The sequence below is a fragment of the Formosa sp. Hel1_33_131 genome, from assembly GCF_001735745.1.
Lineage (GTDB): Bacteria > Bacteroidota > Bacteroidia > Flavobacteriales > Flavobacteriaceae > Hel1-33-131.
The window spans coordinates 588,699-603,382 of sequence record NZ_CP017260.1 but is presented as its reverse complement, the minus strand read 5'-3'; the positions used below and the strand labels follow the sequence as shown (position 1 = coordinate 603,382).

The window sequence follows — 14,684 nt, the reverse complement described above, 5'->3', positions numbered from 1 at the left end:
CACTAAAGCGTGGCGCTAGCGGGTGTTTACTTTCCGTTCATTCTTAAACATCAAGTGATAATTTTAAACTGCCTCCTAATCCTTCTCGGATAATTCTCATAAGAGTTGAAAGTCGTATATCACTTGCGTTATTTTCAATTCGAGAAATATAGTTTTTAGTTGTTCCAACTTTTTCAGCAAGCTGTTGTTGTGTTAAATGTTGTTTCTTTCTTTCCTCTTGAATGAGCACGCCAATTTTAAAGGTTTCAAATTCTTCTTGAAATCCCTGACGAGATTCAGTTCCGACTTTTCCGTACTGTGTATCTAAATGGTCATCAAATGATGTGATTCTTTTATGTGTTTTCATAATATTCTTTTTTTAACCGTTCCGCTTTTTTAATTTCATTTTTGGGCGTTTTCTGAGTTTTTTTTTGAAATCCATTCAAGAGAATTATTAAGTTTCCTTTGTCAAAAAAACAGAATAGTCTAAATATTCCATTTCCTGCTGAAATTCGCAATTCCCAAAGTCCGTCTGTATTCGTAAGGTTTTTTAAAAATTTTTCTGGAACAATTCGGGTACTTCTTAAAATTAAAAGTGTCCAATCTATTTTCTTATGCTATTTCAATATTCAGATGTTTCCCAAGACCTAATTCAATTAGTTTGTAATAAGTAGAAACTTGAATATCGCTTAATCCACGTTCAATTCGTGATATATAGCTTTTTTTAGTTCCAGTTCTTTCAGCCAATTCTTCTTGTGTTAAATTCGCTTCTTTTCTAGCTTCTTTTAGCATAATCCCTAATCGAAAAGCAAGAGAGTCAGCGTCATATTTATCACGCTTTTCTGTTCCTTTTTTTCCGTGTTCTGCAATTAGTAAATCTTCGAAATCTCTTATATTATTCATATTTGTTTTTATCTTTTAAATACTCTTTCTTGATTTTTTCAGCAAGCTTAATTTCCTTTTTTGGTGTTTTTTGAGTTTTCTTCACAAAACAATTCCCAAGGACAACTAAATTGCCACCATCGAAAAAGCACAATATTCTTATACTTTTAAAACTTGTAATTACACGTACTTCATAAATTCCGTCTGTATTTTCCAAATACTTAAAAAACTTTTTTGGTACTTGTCTTTCAAACCGAACTAAATCTAAAGCGTATCCAATTTTTTTTCGAACCTTTTCGTCTTGAGCTTTATAGAATTTAGTGAAATATTCTTTATATATAATCACCTTCCTTGTCACACTACAAAGTTAACTAATTAGTTAACTAAATTCAAATTAAATTCCAATTTTCTGTAAATCCACGAATTTTTTCACGTATTGTGGGCAACATGTTTGTGTATGGTTAGTGGCGTGTTTTAAGCACTAAAGTTAGCAAATAAATACTGAATAGAAAATCCGTGAGCTTGCCTGTGGTAGGCAGAGATTTCCGTAAGTAGACTAAAACCAGCAATTAGTTTTATACGGAGTTGGCAACTGTATTTTTTAATTCAGTCGGTTTATTATTTATTCGTCTAATTACATATGAAATTAAAAGTCCGATTGAAAATGTTGTTAGAATCGTACAAACAACAAAAGCAATAATAGGTGGAATCATCATTAGAAACCTTTCTTCTGTAGCAGTCAGTCCTATAATCAGACAAAAAGTTGTCCAGATTATTAAATTCACAACAGTTGAGTATTTAAAAGAGGTCAGAATTAATGATTTTCCATTTTCAATATCCTTATAGGCTAATTTTCCACCAATCCAAAGAGCAATCAAAAACGCAACTACAAGTCCGATTGTTGAAATGCCGTATGTTCCAAGAATAACAATTATCATTAGTCCTTTTCCAAATAAAAAACTCGGAACAAAAATCGTAGCGAAAACAACAATAATGCCAATTGGTGCTCCAATCAGATAAGAAGTCAGAATACTTTGTTTTAATTTCTTTTCCATTCGTTTTGCGTCTCGTTTAGATATTGTTGCCAACGGATAGTATATGGTTTTGTGGCGGTTTTGAAACACAAAACTTTCAACTTGCACCGATGTTTATTAATTGTTAAATCGCTCATAATTAGCACTTCACCCGCCATAAACTATATACAGTGTTACCACCTTTTGTTGTTATTTTTTAATGCATACATCCCATATAAATCTGACTGTTTACAATAAATGCTCTGTCAGAATATTTTTTCACTTCTGCCAATTTTTTTTCCGCCTTTTCCTTGTTGTCAGTTATGATTGTAACTAATGCGATAGTTCCTTCTGTCGGTTTCTTTCCATTTGTGTAATAAATCAAATATTCTAAACTTAAAGTCTCGGAAGGATAACGTCTCGGGAAATAATCACCTGCATAAATTTCGTCTTCGTCATTTTCAGGTAAGCAAATAAGGTTTTTCTTTTTATTAAACCCTCTTCCCATTGTGTCAATTTCCGTCTTCAGTTTCTCATTTAGGTTAAGCATTTTTTGTCTTAATTCAAAATAGTTTTGTGAAGTGTCAGATACTACAATATAGGCATTCATATACTGTTCGTCAGAAATTTCTTGAGCATTGATATTTAAACCCAAAAGTGAAATTAAAAATATGGTTATTATTTTTTTCATTTTAAAATCTCGTACATTTTGTCAATTACATTTTCACACATTAATCCAAATTTGTTCGGATTATATTCTCTATCAAAGCCTTGATAAACCAATTTGTCTTTAATTAATTCGTCAAATTCCATTGCTTGCTCAAAGTCCACAAATGATAAAATATATTCAGAATCATTTATTTGACTTGGTGTAAATAAATTTTTATTCTCGTCCAAAATTCCGCTAATTAAATCAAATTCAGACTTTGTAATCCTAATTTTCATATGTCTCTCAATGTCTTTCATTCAATTGGTGGTAACTAGTTATATCCAAATAAAAAGATGTGTTAACGGCTATATATCCCGGGAAAACACACCGTTTTGCTTGTCATTATACGTCACTGATTTTAGTGCAAACATCTTGTTTGCTCCCCCATATCTAAAATTCAAATAAAATAATTGCTTACAACGGGTTAAGTCGCTTATGAAGATTTAGATCTGGGGATTAAAATCAGTTATAAATGTATAAAAAAATCACGTACTTCCAAAGAAATACGTGATTTTAATAGTTTTCTAGCCTCTCAATAGCGGCTGCGTAAACGCTCCCAAATCATTCACTCCATGAGCCGTCACATGCTTTATAAACGCACTTCCAATGATGGCGCCTTTGGCATACTGCGTGGCTTGGCTAAACGTCTCATGATCAGAAATTCCAAATCCAATAATCTGTGGGTTGGTTAGCTGGAGGTCGGCGATCCGTTTAAAATAATCCGTTTGTTCGTTTCCAAAACCACTTTGGCTTCCCGTCGTGCTGGCACTACTCACCATATAAATAAATCCTTCTGAAATACTGTCCATATAACGGATGCGTGACTCGCTTGTTTGTGGCGTGATCAAAAAGACATTGAGCAATCCATACCGTTCAAAAATAGCTTTATATTCTTCGTGATACACTTCCACCGGCAAGTCCGGAATGATCAATCCATCAATGCCCACTTCTTGGCATTTTTTACAAAAGGCTTCTACTCCATATTGAAGCATTGGATTAAAATAGCCCATCAGAATCAACGGAATCGAAACTGTTTTCCGGATGTCTTTCAGCTGCTCAAACAAGACCGTTGAGGTCATGCCATTGTGCAAGGCTTGTGTAGAACTCGCCTGAATCGTAGGGCCATCTGCCAACGGATCGCTAAACGGCAAGCCAATTTCAATCATGTCCACGCCGTTTTTTTCTAAACTTTCAATCGTCGTTATCGTGTCGTTTAAGTTGGGGTATCCCGCCGTAAAATAGATGGACAATAGTTTTTTGTCTTCTTGTAATTTTGCTTGTATTCGATTCACAATCTTAGAGTTTAAAATAATCAATATAGGTATTCAAATCTTTGTCGCCACGTCCTGATAAACTAATCACCACCACATCTTCAGGATTGAATTTTTTATCTTCAAAAATAGCCAAGGCATGGGAAGTTTCAATCGCTGGAATAATGCCTTCCAGTTGCGACAATTCAAGTCCTGCCGTCATGGCTTCATCATCCGTCACCGAAATAAATTCGGCACGTTTGGTTTCATACAAATGCGCATGCATGGGGCCAACGCCCGGATAATCCAAGCCTGCCGAAATGGAGTAAGGCTCCGTAATTTGTCCGTCAGGGGTTTGCATCAATAAGGTTTTACTCCCATGAATCACGCCTTCTTTTCCAAGCACCGAAGTCGCGGCACTCTCGCCTGTATAAATTCCTTTTCCTGCCGCTTCCACTGCAATCAGTTTCACGTCGGGTTCATTCAAATAATGGTAATAGGCACCGGCTGCATTGCTGCCACCACCCACACAAGCCACTACATAATCGGGGTTTTCACGGCCTTCTACTTCTTTTAATTGCCATTTGGTTTCTTCAGACACCACCGATTGAAAACGCGCCACCATATCTGGATAGGGGTGTGGTCCCACAGCACTTCCAATAATATAATGCGTATCCACAGGATTATTAATCCAATCGCGAATCGCTTCATTGGTGGCATCTTTTAGAGTACGACTTCCAGACAATGCAGGACGCACTTCCGCGCCGAGCATTTTCATACGTGCTACATTGGGCGCTTGTCGTGCAATGTCAATTTCTCCCATATACACAATGCATTCCAAACCGGCTAAGGCACAAACAGTCGCCGTAGCTACCCCGTGTTGCCCAGCACCTGTTTCGGCGATGATGCGTGTTTTTTTGAGTCGCTTTGCCATCAATATTTGACCAATCGTATTGTTGATTTTATGCGCACCTGTGTGGCATAAATCTTCGCGTTTCAGGTATATTTTGGTATTGTATTTTGCAGACAATCGTTTTGCGAAATACAAAGGAGTTGGGCGACCGACATAATCTTTCAACAATTGATCGAACTCTTCTTTGAAATCAGGTTCCGCCATTACCTTTAAATAATTTTGACGTAATTCTTCAACATTCGGATACAGCATTTCTGGAATAAATGCGCCTCCAAATTGACCATAATAGCCTTTTTCATTCACGTGATAACTCATAATAAATCTTTAAATTTTTCTAATAATTCTTTATTTTTTTTGGCGGGTGCAACTTCAAACTTGCTATTCACATCCACCGCGTGGCAGTAGGTTGCTGCCGTACTCTTTTTAAATTCTTTAAGTTGGTCCAAGCTTTCCAATCCAATACCACCACTTAAAAAATAAGGTTTTGTGGAGGGATAGGTTTCTAATACCGACCAGTCAAAGCAGTACCCATTGCCGCCAGCCAAAGCCCCTTTGGTGTCAAAAAGAAAAAAGTCACAGACCGTTTCGTAAGGGGTGAGGGTTTCAAAATCAAACTCATTTTTAATGGAAAACACTTTGATGATTTCTATGTTGAAACCACTCAAGGATTTACAAAATTCAGGCGATTCTTCGCCATGCAATTGCACCGCTTGTAAGTCGTAGAGATTGATTTTTCCGACAATCGTATCGTGAGACGCATTGACAAAAACACCTACTTTTTTAATGGAAGAAGAGAGAGTCGGAATTGAATCCGTGACATGACGTGACGAGCCTTCAAAAAAGATAAAACCCATATAATCGAGTCCAATCGCTGAGATCTCCCGAATATTGTCCTCATAGCGCATGCCACATACTTTTAGTTTCATGCGTTCAATTTTTTAATGAAATCCGCTGCACTGGCCCCCGGATTGTCTGTTTTCATAAAATTCTCTCCAATCAAAAACCCTTTATACCCATAAGGCTGTAAACTCTGAATGTCTTTCACCGTGCGAATCCCGCTTTCTGAAATCTTTACAAATTCATCAGGGATGAGTGTACTCAGTGTTTTACTGGTTTCTAAACTGACCTCAAACGTTTTAAGATTGCGGTTGTTCACGCCTATCATATTCAGAGAAGGCATCAGCGATTTGTGCAATTCTTCTTCGTTGTGAATTTCCAATAAGACCTCCATCCCCAAACTTTGGGCGAGAGTTGAAAAGGTTTGAATCTCTTCGCGACTCAGAATGGCAGCAATGAGTAAAATCACATCGGCGCCGTAGGCTTTTGCTTCTACAATTTGATAAGTATCAATAATAAATTCTTTCCGAAGCAAGGGCATCTCACAACTGGCTCTGGCGGTTAACAGGTCTTCTAAACTACCACCAAAATATTTCATATCTGTGAGTACCGACATCCCGCAAGCCCCTGCAAATTCATAGCCTTTTGCGACGTCTTGCACGTTCAAATTCTGATTGATGCAGTCCTTTGAGGGCGAACGGCGTTTGTGTTCTGTAATCAAGCCTGAAGTACTTTCTGACAATCGTGTACTAAGCGACGGGCAGTGGCGTTCAAACAACACCGATTGTTCCAGTTGTTTCAACGGAATCAGTTGTTTCCGAAGGCTAACCTCGGTGCGTTTATCTGCGACAATACGATCTAAAATACTGCTCATTAGAGGGCGATTAATTTTGTGAGACATTCATTTGCTTTTCCTGAATAAAGGGCTTCTTTGGCCAATTCATAACCGTCTTTATGGTTAATTTTTTTAGCGGTTGCGATCGCAAGACCGGCATTGGTACACACCACGTTATTTTGTGCTTCGCTGCCGTTTCCACTAATGATGGTTTTAAATATTTTTGAGGCCTCAGCCACTGTATTTCCACCAAAAATGGCTTCTTGAGTATTGTTTTTTAACCCTAAATCTTCTGCCGAAAAAAGCACCTCCGAATGATTGGATACAATTTTCACTGAATTTGTTAAGGAGATTTCATCATAGCCACCAAGGTCATGAACAATGCTGTAATTTTTGTCAGAATCCTGATAGAGATAATTGTATAAGCGCAGTAATTCCAAGCTAAAGACGCCTACCATTTGATTTTTTGGAAATGAAGGATTCACCATAGGGCCTAACATATTGAAAAATGTTTTGACTCCCAATTCGCGTCGGATGGGTGCGACGTTTTTCATAGCCGGGTGAAACAAGGGTGCGTGTAATACACAAATCCCTGTTGTGGCAATGGCGTGTTCTAAAAAGTCGGGATCGTTTGAAAATGTAACGCCTAAGGATTCTAAAACATTGGAAGATCCACAAGCCGAAGAGACCCCGTAATTTCCGTGTTTTGCGACGGGTACGCCAGCCGCTGCGGTCACAAATGAGGAGAGCGTTGAGATGTTAAAAGTGTCTTTTCCATCACCGCCAGTACCACACAAATCGATGGGGTTGTAAGCCGATAAATCCACAGGAATACACAATTCTAAGAGGGCATCTCTAAATCCTTTCAATTCTTCGAGGGTGACCGTTCGCATCATGTAAATGGTGAGAAAGGCCGCAATTTGACTTTGATTGTAATCGCCTTTGGAGATGTTGATCAAAATCTGCTTTGCTTCCTCAGCAGAAATCGTTTCGTGGTTAATGAGTCTGTTTAAAACGTGTTTCATTGGTGTCTGTTATGAATTAATCCAGTTTTCTAAAATTTGTTTTCCGGTGGGTGTGAGTACCGATTCGGGATGAAATTGAACGCCTTTCACATCATAAGCTCTATGTCTTAAAGACATGATTTGTCCATTTTTATCTACCGAAGTGGCTTCTAAAACTGCGGGTAAATTCGCGTCCACCACCCACGAATGGTAGCGTCCAACTTGAATCGTTTTGTCCATATTATTGAATAAAGGCTCGTCCTCCACACAAACAGTAATGTCGGTATGTACCCCGTGATAGACTTCTTCTAAATTTACAATGTGCCCGCCAAAAACTTCACCAATGGCTTGTTGACCCAAGCACACGCCCAAAATACTTTTACTGGGAGCATAGCGCTTAATGACCGCTTTTAGAAGTCCGGCTTCTTCTGGAATCCCTGGACCCGGCGACAGCACAATTTTATCGAAGTGTTGGATGTCTTCCAAATCGAATTTGTCATTCCGAAGTACCGTCACTTCACAGTCGAGGTCTTCGAGGTAATGGACTAAATTAAACGTAAAACTGTCGTAATTATCTATGACTAATATTTTTTTCATTCTCTAAATGGTTTCGGCGAGTTTAATCGCTTTGGTTAAGGCGCCTAATTTGTTATATACTTCTTGAAGTTCGTTTTCGGGACTCGATTTGGAAACAATTCCAGCACCGGCCTGCCAATGGAGTTGGTAGTTTTTACTTAAAAACGTTCGAATCATGATGGCATGGTTATAGTTTCCATCAAAATCCATAAACCCAATGGCACCGCCATAAAACGCACGGCTTGTTTTTTCGTAGGCTTCAATAAGCTCCATTGCTTTGTATTTGGGCGCACCACTCAAAGTGCCTGCCGGAAAGGTGTCGGCTACAATTTGCATTGTTGGCGTATTTTTTCGCACTTTACCCATGACCTTACTTACCAAATGAATGACGTGAGAAAAGAACTGTACTTCTCTGTATTTTTTAACTTCCACTTCGGTACAATGACGACTTAAATCGTTTCGTGCCAGATCGACTAACATGACGTGTTCGCTGTTTTCTTTTTTATCGGCGACGAGTTTTTTGGCCAATTCGGCATCTTTTAAATCATCGCCAGTCCGTGCAAACGTCCCTGCAATGGGATGAATTTCGGCGTTTTGATCTTTTACGACCAGTTGTGCTTCAGGAGAACTTCCAAAGATTTTAAATTTTCCATAATCAAAATAAAAGAGATAGGGCGAGGGGTTGATGCTTCGCAATGCTCTATAGACATTAAAGTCATCGCCTTTAAAATCTTGTTGGAATTTTTTCGACAATACGAGTTGGAATACATCGCCGCGGGCACAGTGTTTTTTGGCTAAATCGACATTGGACTTAAACTCCTCGTCGGTCAGGTTGGAACTGATGTTTCCTTTTGATTCAAAATCATAGGACGAAAAACTTTGCACGTTAATCAGATGGTGAATGGCATCGATATTGCTTTCAGACTCGTAGCAGTGCGCAAAAATATAGGCTTCATTTTTAAAATGATTAATCGCTATGATATTTTGATACACGGCGTAATACATCTCCGGAATTTCAATAGAATCGTCCTTTTTTGAGATGGTGATATCTTCAAAATATTTTACAGCATCGTAAGCTGTAAACCCAAACATCCCATTATTTATAAACTTAAAAGAGGTGTCTTTTTGAGTTTCAAATTGTTTTGTGAATGCATCGATTTCCATGGTCACTTTATCGGCAGGGACCGTTGTTGTTTCACTGCTATGATCGGGATAGGTTTTAGTCACTAGCGAGTCTTCTACCTTAATGGATGCAATCGGGTTGCAACAGATGTAAGAGAAGCTGTTATCATTGCCGTGGTAGTCGCTACTTTCCAGAAGAATGCTATTCGGAAACTTATCTCGAATTTTCAGGTACACACTCACAGGCGATATGGTATCGGCGAGTATTTTTTTGTAATGTGTTTTTAGCTCAAATGTTTTCATAAAAAAAAGGCTTGTCGTGATGACAAGCCTAGATATTTTGTTTTAAACATACAAGGGTGTATCACGAATTTTGTTTTCGAGAGTTCCACCACCAAGTATTATTTAAAGTAAGGTTCATAATTTATTTATTAAAAATCAAATGTAGCAACGATTTTTATGATTGCAAAATTAATTTAATAGTTTTTTAAAATTTTAAAGAAACCTTTAAATCAAACTCATTATAGATGGCTTTATCCTTTAATCCATCAAAAAAACTAGCAGATCCGTATTTGATTCCAAATTTAGTACGGTCCACTTGAAAGGTCGTTGTTGCAGTATTATCTGAAACGGCTAAATCAAAAGTGATTTTGTTTGTGATTCCTTTGATTGTAAGGTCTCCAACAACAGCGTAGTTTGTTTCGTTTTTGGTAACCGATGTAAATACTAAGGTTGCTTTTTGATGGTTTTTAACGCCAAAAAAGTCATCGGCTTTTAAATGGCCGTCTAGTTTCTTTTTGTAATCTCCTTCAAGGTCGGTTGTGTTGATAGACGTCATGTCCATTACAAAATTCCCACCTGTCAATTGATCTTCATTGAATTCAAGAACACCTTCTTGAAGCGAAATAGTTCCTTCATGTTGTCCTGTTACTTTGTGTCCAACCCAGTTGATAATACTCTGGTCTGTATCGACTTGTTTAGTTTCTGTGGCAGTAAATGCTGTAAGGAGTAAAACAAATAAAAGGGCAGTTGATTTTAAGATTGTATTTTTCATGTCTCTATCTAAGTTAAAATTGGACTGCAAATTACACAATTTTTTAATTGCAAAATAATTTTATGGCTGGTAATTTTTTGTTAAAACTTCCGAGAACCTTGAACCGTTTTTGCTAACTTTGTAAAATGAAATATTTACTTGTCTTAGTGATTCTTTTAAATCTGGCCTGTAAGTCAGACCAAAAAGACCCCATTATATTAGAGGTTCATGATTTTACGGGTATTGCTCCTTATTTGGAACTCAAAGGGTCTAAAACCTATGTGGTGAATTTTTGGGCAACTTGGTGTGCGCCCTGCGTAAAAGAGTTGCCACATTTTGAAACACTACAAGAAAACTATTCAGATTCTGTAGAAGTCATTTTGGTGAGTTTGGATTTCCCGCATCAATACGAAACGAAATTAAAACCATTCATTCAAAAATACAACTTAAAATCAAAAGTTGTTGTTTTGGACGACCCCGATATGAATTCGTGGATTCCAAAAGTAGATCCCCAATGGGATGGTGCCATTCCCGTCACGCTTATTTATAATGCATCCAAGCGTTTGTTTTATAGTCGTACCTTTACCTACAAGGAATTAGAATCTGAACTAAAAACTTTTTTTAAGAACCTATAAAATCAAATTGTTATGAAAAAAACTATTTTCACTTTACTAGTACTACTTACGACGGTTGCTTTTGCTCAGAATTCTAGAGAAAAAGGGTATGACATTGGTGCTATTGCTACCGATTTTAAACTTAAAAACATTGACGGAAAATCTGTATCTCTTTCTGATTTTAAGGATGCCAAAGGCTTCATCGTTGTTTTTACGTGTAATACCTGTCCGTATGCAGTGGCCTACGAAGACCGCATTGAAGCACTGAATAAAAAATACGCAGCAAAAGGGTATCCAGTCATTGCTATTATGCCCAACAATGTCAAAACAAAACCTGGGGATTCGATGAAAGCGATGCAAATACGCGCGAAAGAAAAAGGATTTACGTTTCCGTATTTAATGGATGCTGATCAATCTATTTACCCCCAATATGGCGCTACTAAAACGCCGCATATTTATATCTTAGAATCTACAGATCTTGGGCCTGTTGTACAATATATTGGTGCGATTGACGATAATTATAAAGACGCTGCTTTGGTGAAAACCAAATATGTTGAAAATGCCGTGGATGCCCTCTTAAATGGTGTGGCTTTTGAGGTTCATAAAACCAAAGCCATCGGCTGCTCTATTAAGCTTTAGGGTTGTGGTAAGAGATACAAATAACAATATTATAAATTAATTTACTAAAAAGAGATACTATGTCAGATTTGTCACAAAATGAATGGGCTTCACAATTAGAGTCCGATTCAAAATCAATAATTTTAGATGTTCGTACAGATACAGAAGTCGAAGAAGGGATGATTCCAAAAGCGATTCACTTGGACATTCATCAAGGGCAGACCTTTATTTCGGAGCTTGAAAAACTCGATAAAACCAATCATTATTATGTCTATTGCAGATCAGGCGCAAGAAGTGGACAGGCGTGTTCAATTATGAAACAATTGGGGTTTACAGCTTCCTACAATCTTTTGGGTGGTTTCAATGAATGGGATGGCGCCACAATAATTCCAGAATAGATGCGGTTTTTTAAATTTGGATGTGCGTTGCTAGGCATGCTCACATTTTTTAATTGTAAAAAAAATCAGTCCGAGGCAATTGAATTGATTACGGCTGCAGAAATGAAAGAAATTTCTAAAATTGAAGGCATTCAATTGGTAGATGTGCGGACTCCAGGTGAGTACAAAGTTGGACACCTTCCAAATGCGCTAAACATTGATTTTTTAGATAAAAATTTTGAAGCAAATATCCAGCAGCTCGATAAAACCAGGCCCGTCATTGTCTATTGTCAGCGCGGGGGTCGAAGTGCAAAGTGCGCCTCACGGTTAATCGCTAATGGATTTGTAAAAATTTATGATTTAGACCGCGGTTTTTCCAAATGGAAATCAAGTGGTTTAGAGGTCGAAAATTAAGGGTTTTAGTTCCACAAGGGCGTCGGGTAGGCACCTTGTTCTGTGAGTTCTGCTAAGGTTCTGACCGCTTCTTTTTTGTCATCGTAATAAGTGACTCCAAACCAAGTACTTTGTGCTTCAATCACTTCCACGGTAATGTGTCCATTTTCCATCATTTCTTGTGTGACAAATGGCAAGTAGATTTCACTTTTTTCGTGGTTGTCAGTATTTTCTAAAAACTTCGTAAAATAGGTTTCGATATACTTAAATATCGATGCATTACAAATCCAGAAATTCATAGAAACGGCTGTGTCCGCGTCCAAAACAACTCCTGAATCTTCATCAATGATTTGAGCGTCTTTTTCTGAAATTTTTGTACGTTCTATGATGGAGGTCAGTTGGTGATTGTTTACTTCACAAACACCTCTTGAAACGGATCCAAATTTTGAAAGTGTATTTTTAAGGTTGTACGCCACAAGTGCAAACTTGTCAGGCGTGTCGTTATTTTTGATAAATTTCGCTGCACCATCAAACGCATTTTGCCCATAATAATCATCGGCATTTATAATGACAAAACTCCCTTTGATCACGTTTCGAGCGGTCCAAACGGCATGGGCGGTGCCCCAGGGTTTTTCGCGTTTTGTATCGAGGGAAATCGCTTCAGGAATGTCCTCAATCTCTTGAACTAAAACATCTAGTTTTACATTACTAGGAAGGCGTTCTGAAAGATGAGATTCCAGAAACGATTTGTTAGCAGCTTTGGTAATGACCACAATGTGGTTAAAGTTATTTTTGAGGGCATCAAAAATACTGAATTCCATCAAAAATTCTTCCGCAGGGCCTAAATCGTCAAATTGTTTTAGTTTTCCATAGCGGCTTCCGCTTCCAGCGGCCATCAGTAGTAAGGTCATTGTGTGTGTGTTTGTTCGCTGCAAAAATATAATTTTTAAACCGTAACTGAAATTTAATTTCGCAATTCAATTTTAATACGTGTCAAAACCCCAATTATTAGTTGTAATTTTGAATTAGAATTAACCAATATTTTAACTTTTATTTTATGAAAACAAAAGCCTTGATTACGCTTTTCTGGTCGCTTATATTGGGGACTATCTCGATAAGCGCTCAAATTCCCGCCTATTATTCGAGTGTTGAATTTACTCAAGAAGGAAATGCACTAAAAGACGATCTTTCGACTTTAATTATTGATACCCATACAACCCTGATACCATATACTTCGAGTTCCACCGATACATGGGATGTCATACACGAAAGTGATTTAGATGTTACCATACCTAACAATGTAATTTTGTTTTATGGATACGATGATACAGACAATGTTAGCATTAACGACAGAACCCGTGCGATTTCAGCTCAAAGCAGTGGTTCTTGTACAGGCTATTGGAATCGAGAACATGTGTTTGCTAAGAGTTTAGCAAATCCTAGTTTAGTAACGAACTCTGCTGGTGCGGGTACGGATGTCCATAATCTGAGGGCTGCCGATTGTCAGATGAATTCCAGACGAAATAACAATTATTTTAAGGATGGTAGTGGGGACTCTTTTTTGGATGGTGATTTCTATCCTGGAGATGAATTTAAAGGGGATGTTGCCCGAATTATCATGTATATGTATTTGCGCTACCCAACCCAATGTGAGCCAACTAATATAGGCGTTGGAAGCACCTCGTATTCTAATGATGCGGACATGCCAAATATCTTTTTGGAATGGAATGAAGAAGACCCTGTTTCTGAATTTGAACGCAACAGAAACGATGTTATTTTTTCCTATCAAGGCAATCGAAACCCATTTATTGACAATCCTTATTTAGCAACTCTCATTTGGAACGGTCCAAATGCAGTGGATTCTTGGGGACTACTATCTTCATCTGATTTAGACTTTCAAACTGTATTTATTCACCCAACCATCGTTCAAGATTATGTGTATGTCGAAGGATTAGAAGTTTCTAAAGACACCACGAAAATCTACAATCAATTGGGCCAGGTCTTAGAATTTGAACTAGAAGGAAACAGAATCGATGTGTCTAAATTCTCTAAGGGAATGTATTTGATGAGCATTCAACAGAAAAATCAGTCCAAACTATTTAAGTTTTTGGTGTATTAAAAACACAGATTTATGAAGCAATTCTTTCTCATAGTTTCTTTCATTGTTGTGGCACAGTTTGCATCTGCTCAAAAATTATTTTCGGTAAAATACCAAAACCAAGCGGATGTAAAAGTCTTTGTGGTGGACTATGCCAATCAAGCTGATTTAAAGGTTTTTAAGGTAGATTACAGCAATCAAGCAAAAGGGAATAAAGGACTTTGGTTTTTCACGGAGTATTCAAATCAGGCGGATACATCTATTTTTTTTGTGAGTTATTCCAATCAGGCCGATCTAAAAATTTTCTTTGTGGACTATCAGAACCAATCCGGTTGGCTAAATAACTCTAAAAAGCAGTTGTTGTATTGATGTTAGGGATGTTTTTTTGATTCATGTTTAATTTATTAATTCAATTTATTAAACAAAAATAT

Annotated in this window: 22 protein-coding genes; 6 read left to right on the top strand and 16 right to left on the bottom strand. The window is 37.5% G+C overall.

Features of this window, described 5'->3' with window-relative positions; all coding sequences use genetic code 11:
* Window positions 1–43: 43 nt before the first annotated feature.
* The 15 genes from FORMB_RS02585 to FORMB_RS02520 form a co-directional block, all read right to left on the bottom strand.
* Window positions 44–346: a helix-turn-helix domain-containing protein gene (locus FORMB_RS02585; protein ID WP_069675966.1), complete on the bottom strand. Its 303-nt coding sequence runs from the start codon at window positions 344–346 to the stop codon at window positions 44–46.
* Window positions 333–551 carry a type II toxin-antitoxin system RelE/ParE family toxin gene (locus tag FORMB_RS12790; protein WP_231925576.1) on the bottom strand — a complete coding sequence of 73 codons (219 nt, stop codon included), beginning with the start codon at window positions 549–551 and terminating at the stop codon, window positions 333–335. The genes FORMB_RS02585 and FORMB_RS12790 overlap by 14 nt, the downstream gene beginning before the upstream one ends.
* 40 nt (window positions 552–591) lie before the next feature.
* Window positions 592–882 (bottom strand): helix-turn-helix domain-containing protein, encoded by a 291-nt coding sequence (locus FORMB_RS02580; protein ID WP_069675965.1) that lies wholly within the window; start codon window positions 880–882, stop codon window positions 592–594.
* Window positions 875–1,219 carry a type II toxin-antitoxin system RelE/ParE family toxin gene (locus tag FORMB_RS02575; protein ID WP_069675964.1) on the bottom strand — a complete coding sequence of 115 codons (345 nt, stop codon included), beginning with the start codon at window positions 1,217–1,219 and terminating at the stop codon, window positions 875–877. The genes FORMB_RS02580 and FORMB_RS02575 overlap by 8 nt, the downstream gene beginning before the upstream one ends.
* Window positions 1,220–1,436: 217 nt before the next feature.
* Window positions 1,437–1,916 carry a hypothetical protein gene (locus tag FORMB_RS02570; protein WP_157498068.1) on the bottom strand — a complete coding sequence of 160 codons (480 nt, stop codon included), beginning with the start codon at window positions 1,914–1,916 and terminating at the stop codon, window positions 1,437–1,439.
* A 175-nt stretch (window positions 1,917–2,091) separates the two neighbouring features.
* Entirely contained in the window at window positions 2,092–2,565 is a 474-nt protein-coding gene (locus FORMB_RS02565) for a hypothetical protein (protein ID WP_069675962.1), read from the bottom strand.
* On the bottom strand, window positions 2,562–2,819 hold the full coding sequence (locus tag FORMB_RS02560; RefSeq protein WP_157498067.1) for a hypothetical protein: 258 nt from the start codon (window positions 2,817–2,819) through the stop codon (window positions 2,562–2,564). The genes FORMB_RS02565 and FORMB_RS02560 overlap by 4 nt, the downstream gene beginning before the upstream one ends.
* 288 nt (window positions 2,820–3,107) lie before the next feature.
* Window positions 3,108–3,875, bottom strand: a complete 768-nt coding sequence (gene trpA / locus FORMB_RS02555; protein ID WP_069677869.1) for a tryptophan synthase subunit alpha — start codon at window positions 3,873–3,875, stop codon at window positions 3,108–3,110.
* 4 nt (window positions 3,876–3,879) lie between these two features.
* Window positions 3,880–5,061 (bottom strand): tryptophan synthase subunit beta, encoded by a 1,182-nt coding sequence (trpB, locus tag FORMB_RS02550; RefSeq protein WP_069675960.1) that lies wholly within the window; start codon window positions 5,059–5,061, stop codon window positions 3,880–3,882.
* Window positions 5,058–5,672, bottom strand: a complete 615-nt coding sequence (locus tag FORMB_RS02545) for a phosphoribosylanthranilate isomerase (protein ID WP_069675959.1) — start codon at window positions 5,670–5,672, stop codon at window positions 5,058–5,060. The genes trpB and FORMB_RS02545 overlap by 4 nt, the downstream gene beginning before the upstream one ends.
* Entirely contained in the window at window positions 5,669–6,457 is a 789-nt protein-coding gene (gene trpC, locus FORMB_RS02540) for an indole-3-glycerol phosphate synthase TrpC (RefSeq protein ID WP_069675958.1), read from the bottom strand. Before trpC ends, FORMB_RS02545 begins: the two co-directional genes overlap by 4 nt.
* Window positions 6,457–7,443, bottom strand: coding sequence for an anthranilate phosphoribosyltransferase (trpD, locus tag FORMB_RS02535; RefSeq protein WP_069675957.1), 987 nt, complete (start codon window positions 7,441–7,443; stop codon window positions 6,457–6,459). Before trpD ends, trpC begins: the two co-directional genes overlap by 1 nt.
* A 9-nt stretch (window positions 7,444–7,452) precedes the next feature.
* A complete protein-coding gene (locus FORMB_RS02530; protein ID WP_069675956.1) occupies window positions 7,453–8,019 on the bottom strand; it encodes an anthranilate synthase component II in 567 nt (188 codons plus the stop codon).
* A gap of 3 nt (window positions 8,020–8,022) precedes the next feature.
* Window positions 8,023–9,423 carry an anthranilate synthase component I family protein gene (locus FORMB_RS02525; protein WP_069675955.1) on the bottom strand — a complete coding sequence of 467 codons (1,401 nt, stop codon included), beginning with the start codon at window positions 9,421–9,423 and terminating at the stop codon, window positions 8,023–8,025.
* Window positions 9,424–9,607: 184 nt separating this feature from the next.
* Window positions 9,608–10,174, bottom strand: coding sequence for a YceI family protein (locus FORMB_RS02520; RefSeq protein ID WP_069675954.1), 567 nt, complete (start codon window positions 10,172–10,174; stop codon window positions 9,608–9,610).
* 125 nt (window positions 10,175–10,299) lie between these two features.
* Between FORMB_RS02520 and FORMB_RS12960 the strand changes: the two genes are divergently transcribed.
* From FORMB_RS12960 to FORMB_RS02500, 4 genes are read left to right on the top strand one after another with little or no spacing between them, the layout of a single operon-like run.
* The gene (locus FORMB_RS12960; RefSeq protein ID WP_069675953.1) at window positions 10,300–10,788 is read left to right on the top strand and encodes a TlpA family protein disulfide reductase; all 489 of its coding nucleotides are present in this window, start codon (window positions 10,300–10,302) and stop codon (window positions 10,786–10,788) included.
* A gap of 12 nt (window positions 10,789–10,800) precedes the next feature.
* Window positions 10,801–11,406, top strand: coding sequence for a thioredoxin family protein (locus FORMB_RS12955; RefSeq protein ID WP_069675952.1), 606 nt, complete (start codon window positions 10,801–10,803; stop codon window positions 11,404–11,406).
* A gap of 59 nt (window positions 11,407–11,465) precedes the next feature.
* The gene (locus FORMB_RS02505) at window positions 11,466–11,783 is read left to right on the top strand and encodes a rhodanese-like domain-containing protein (protein ID WP_069675951.1); all 318 of its coding nucleotides are present in this window, start codon (window positions 11,466–11,468) and stop codon (window positions 11,781–11,783) included.
* The gene (locus FORMB_RS02500) at window positions 11,784–12,176 is read left to right on the top strand and encodes a rhodanese-like domain-containing protein (protein ID WP_069675950.1); all 393 of its coding nucleotides are present in this window, start codon (window positions 11,784–11,786) and stop codon (window positions 12,174–12,176) included.
* Window positions 12,177–12,181: 5 nt separating this feature from the next.
* Here the strand turns inward: FORMB_RS02500 and FORMB_RS02495 are convergent, their stop codons facing one another.
* Window positions 12,182–13,066 carry a nucleotidyltransferase family protein gene (locus FORMB_RS02495; protein ID WP_069675949.1) on the bottom strand — a complete coding sequence of 295 codons (885 nt, stop codon included), beginning with the start codon at window positions 13,064–13,066 and terminating at the stop codon, window positions 12,182–12,184.
* Between the two features lie 146 nt (window positions 13,067–13,212).
* Between FORMB_RS02495 and FORMB_RS02490 the strand changes: the two genes are divergently transcribed.
* Both FORMB_RS02490 and FORMB_RS02485 read left to right on the top strand, forming a co-directional pair.
* Window positions 13,213–14,274, top strand: coding sequence for an endonuclease (locus FORMB_RS02490; RefSeq protein ID WP_069675948.1), 1,062 nt, complete (start codon window positions 13,213–13,215; stop codon window positions 14,272–14,274).
* 12 nt (window positions 14,275–14,286) lie between these two features.
* Window positions 14,287–14,622 carry a DUF6150 family protein gene (locus FORMB_RS02485; RefSeq protein ID WP_069675947.1) on the top strand — a complete coding sequence of 112 codons (336 nt, stop codon included), beginning with the start codon at window positions 14,287–14,289 and terminating at the stop codon, window positions 14,620–14,622.
* The last annotated feature ends 62 nt before the right edge of the window (window positions 14,623–14,684 follow it).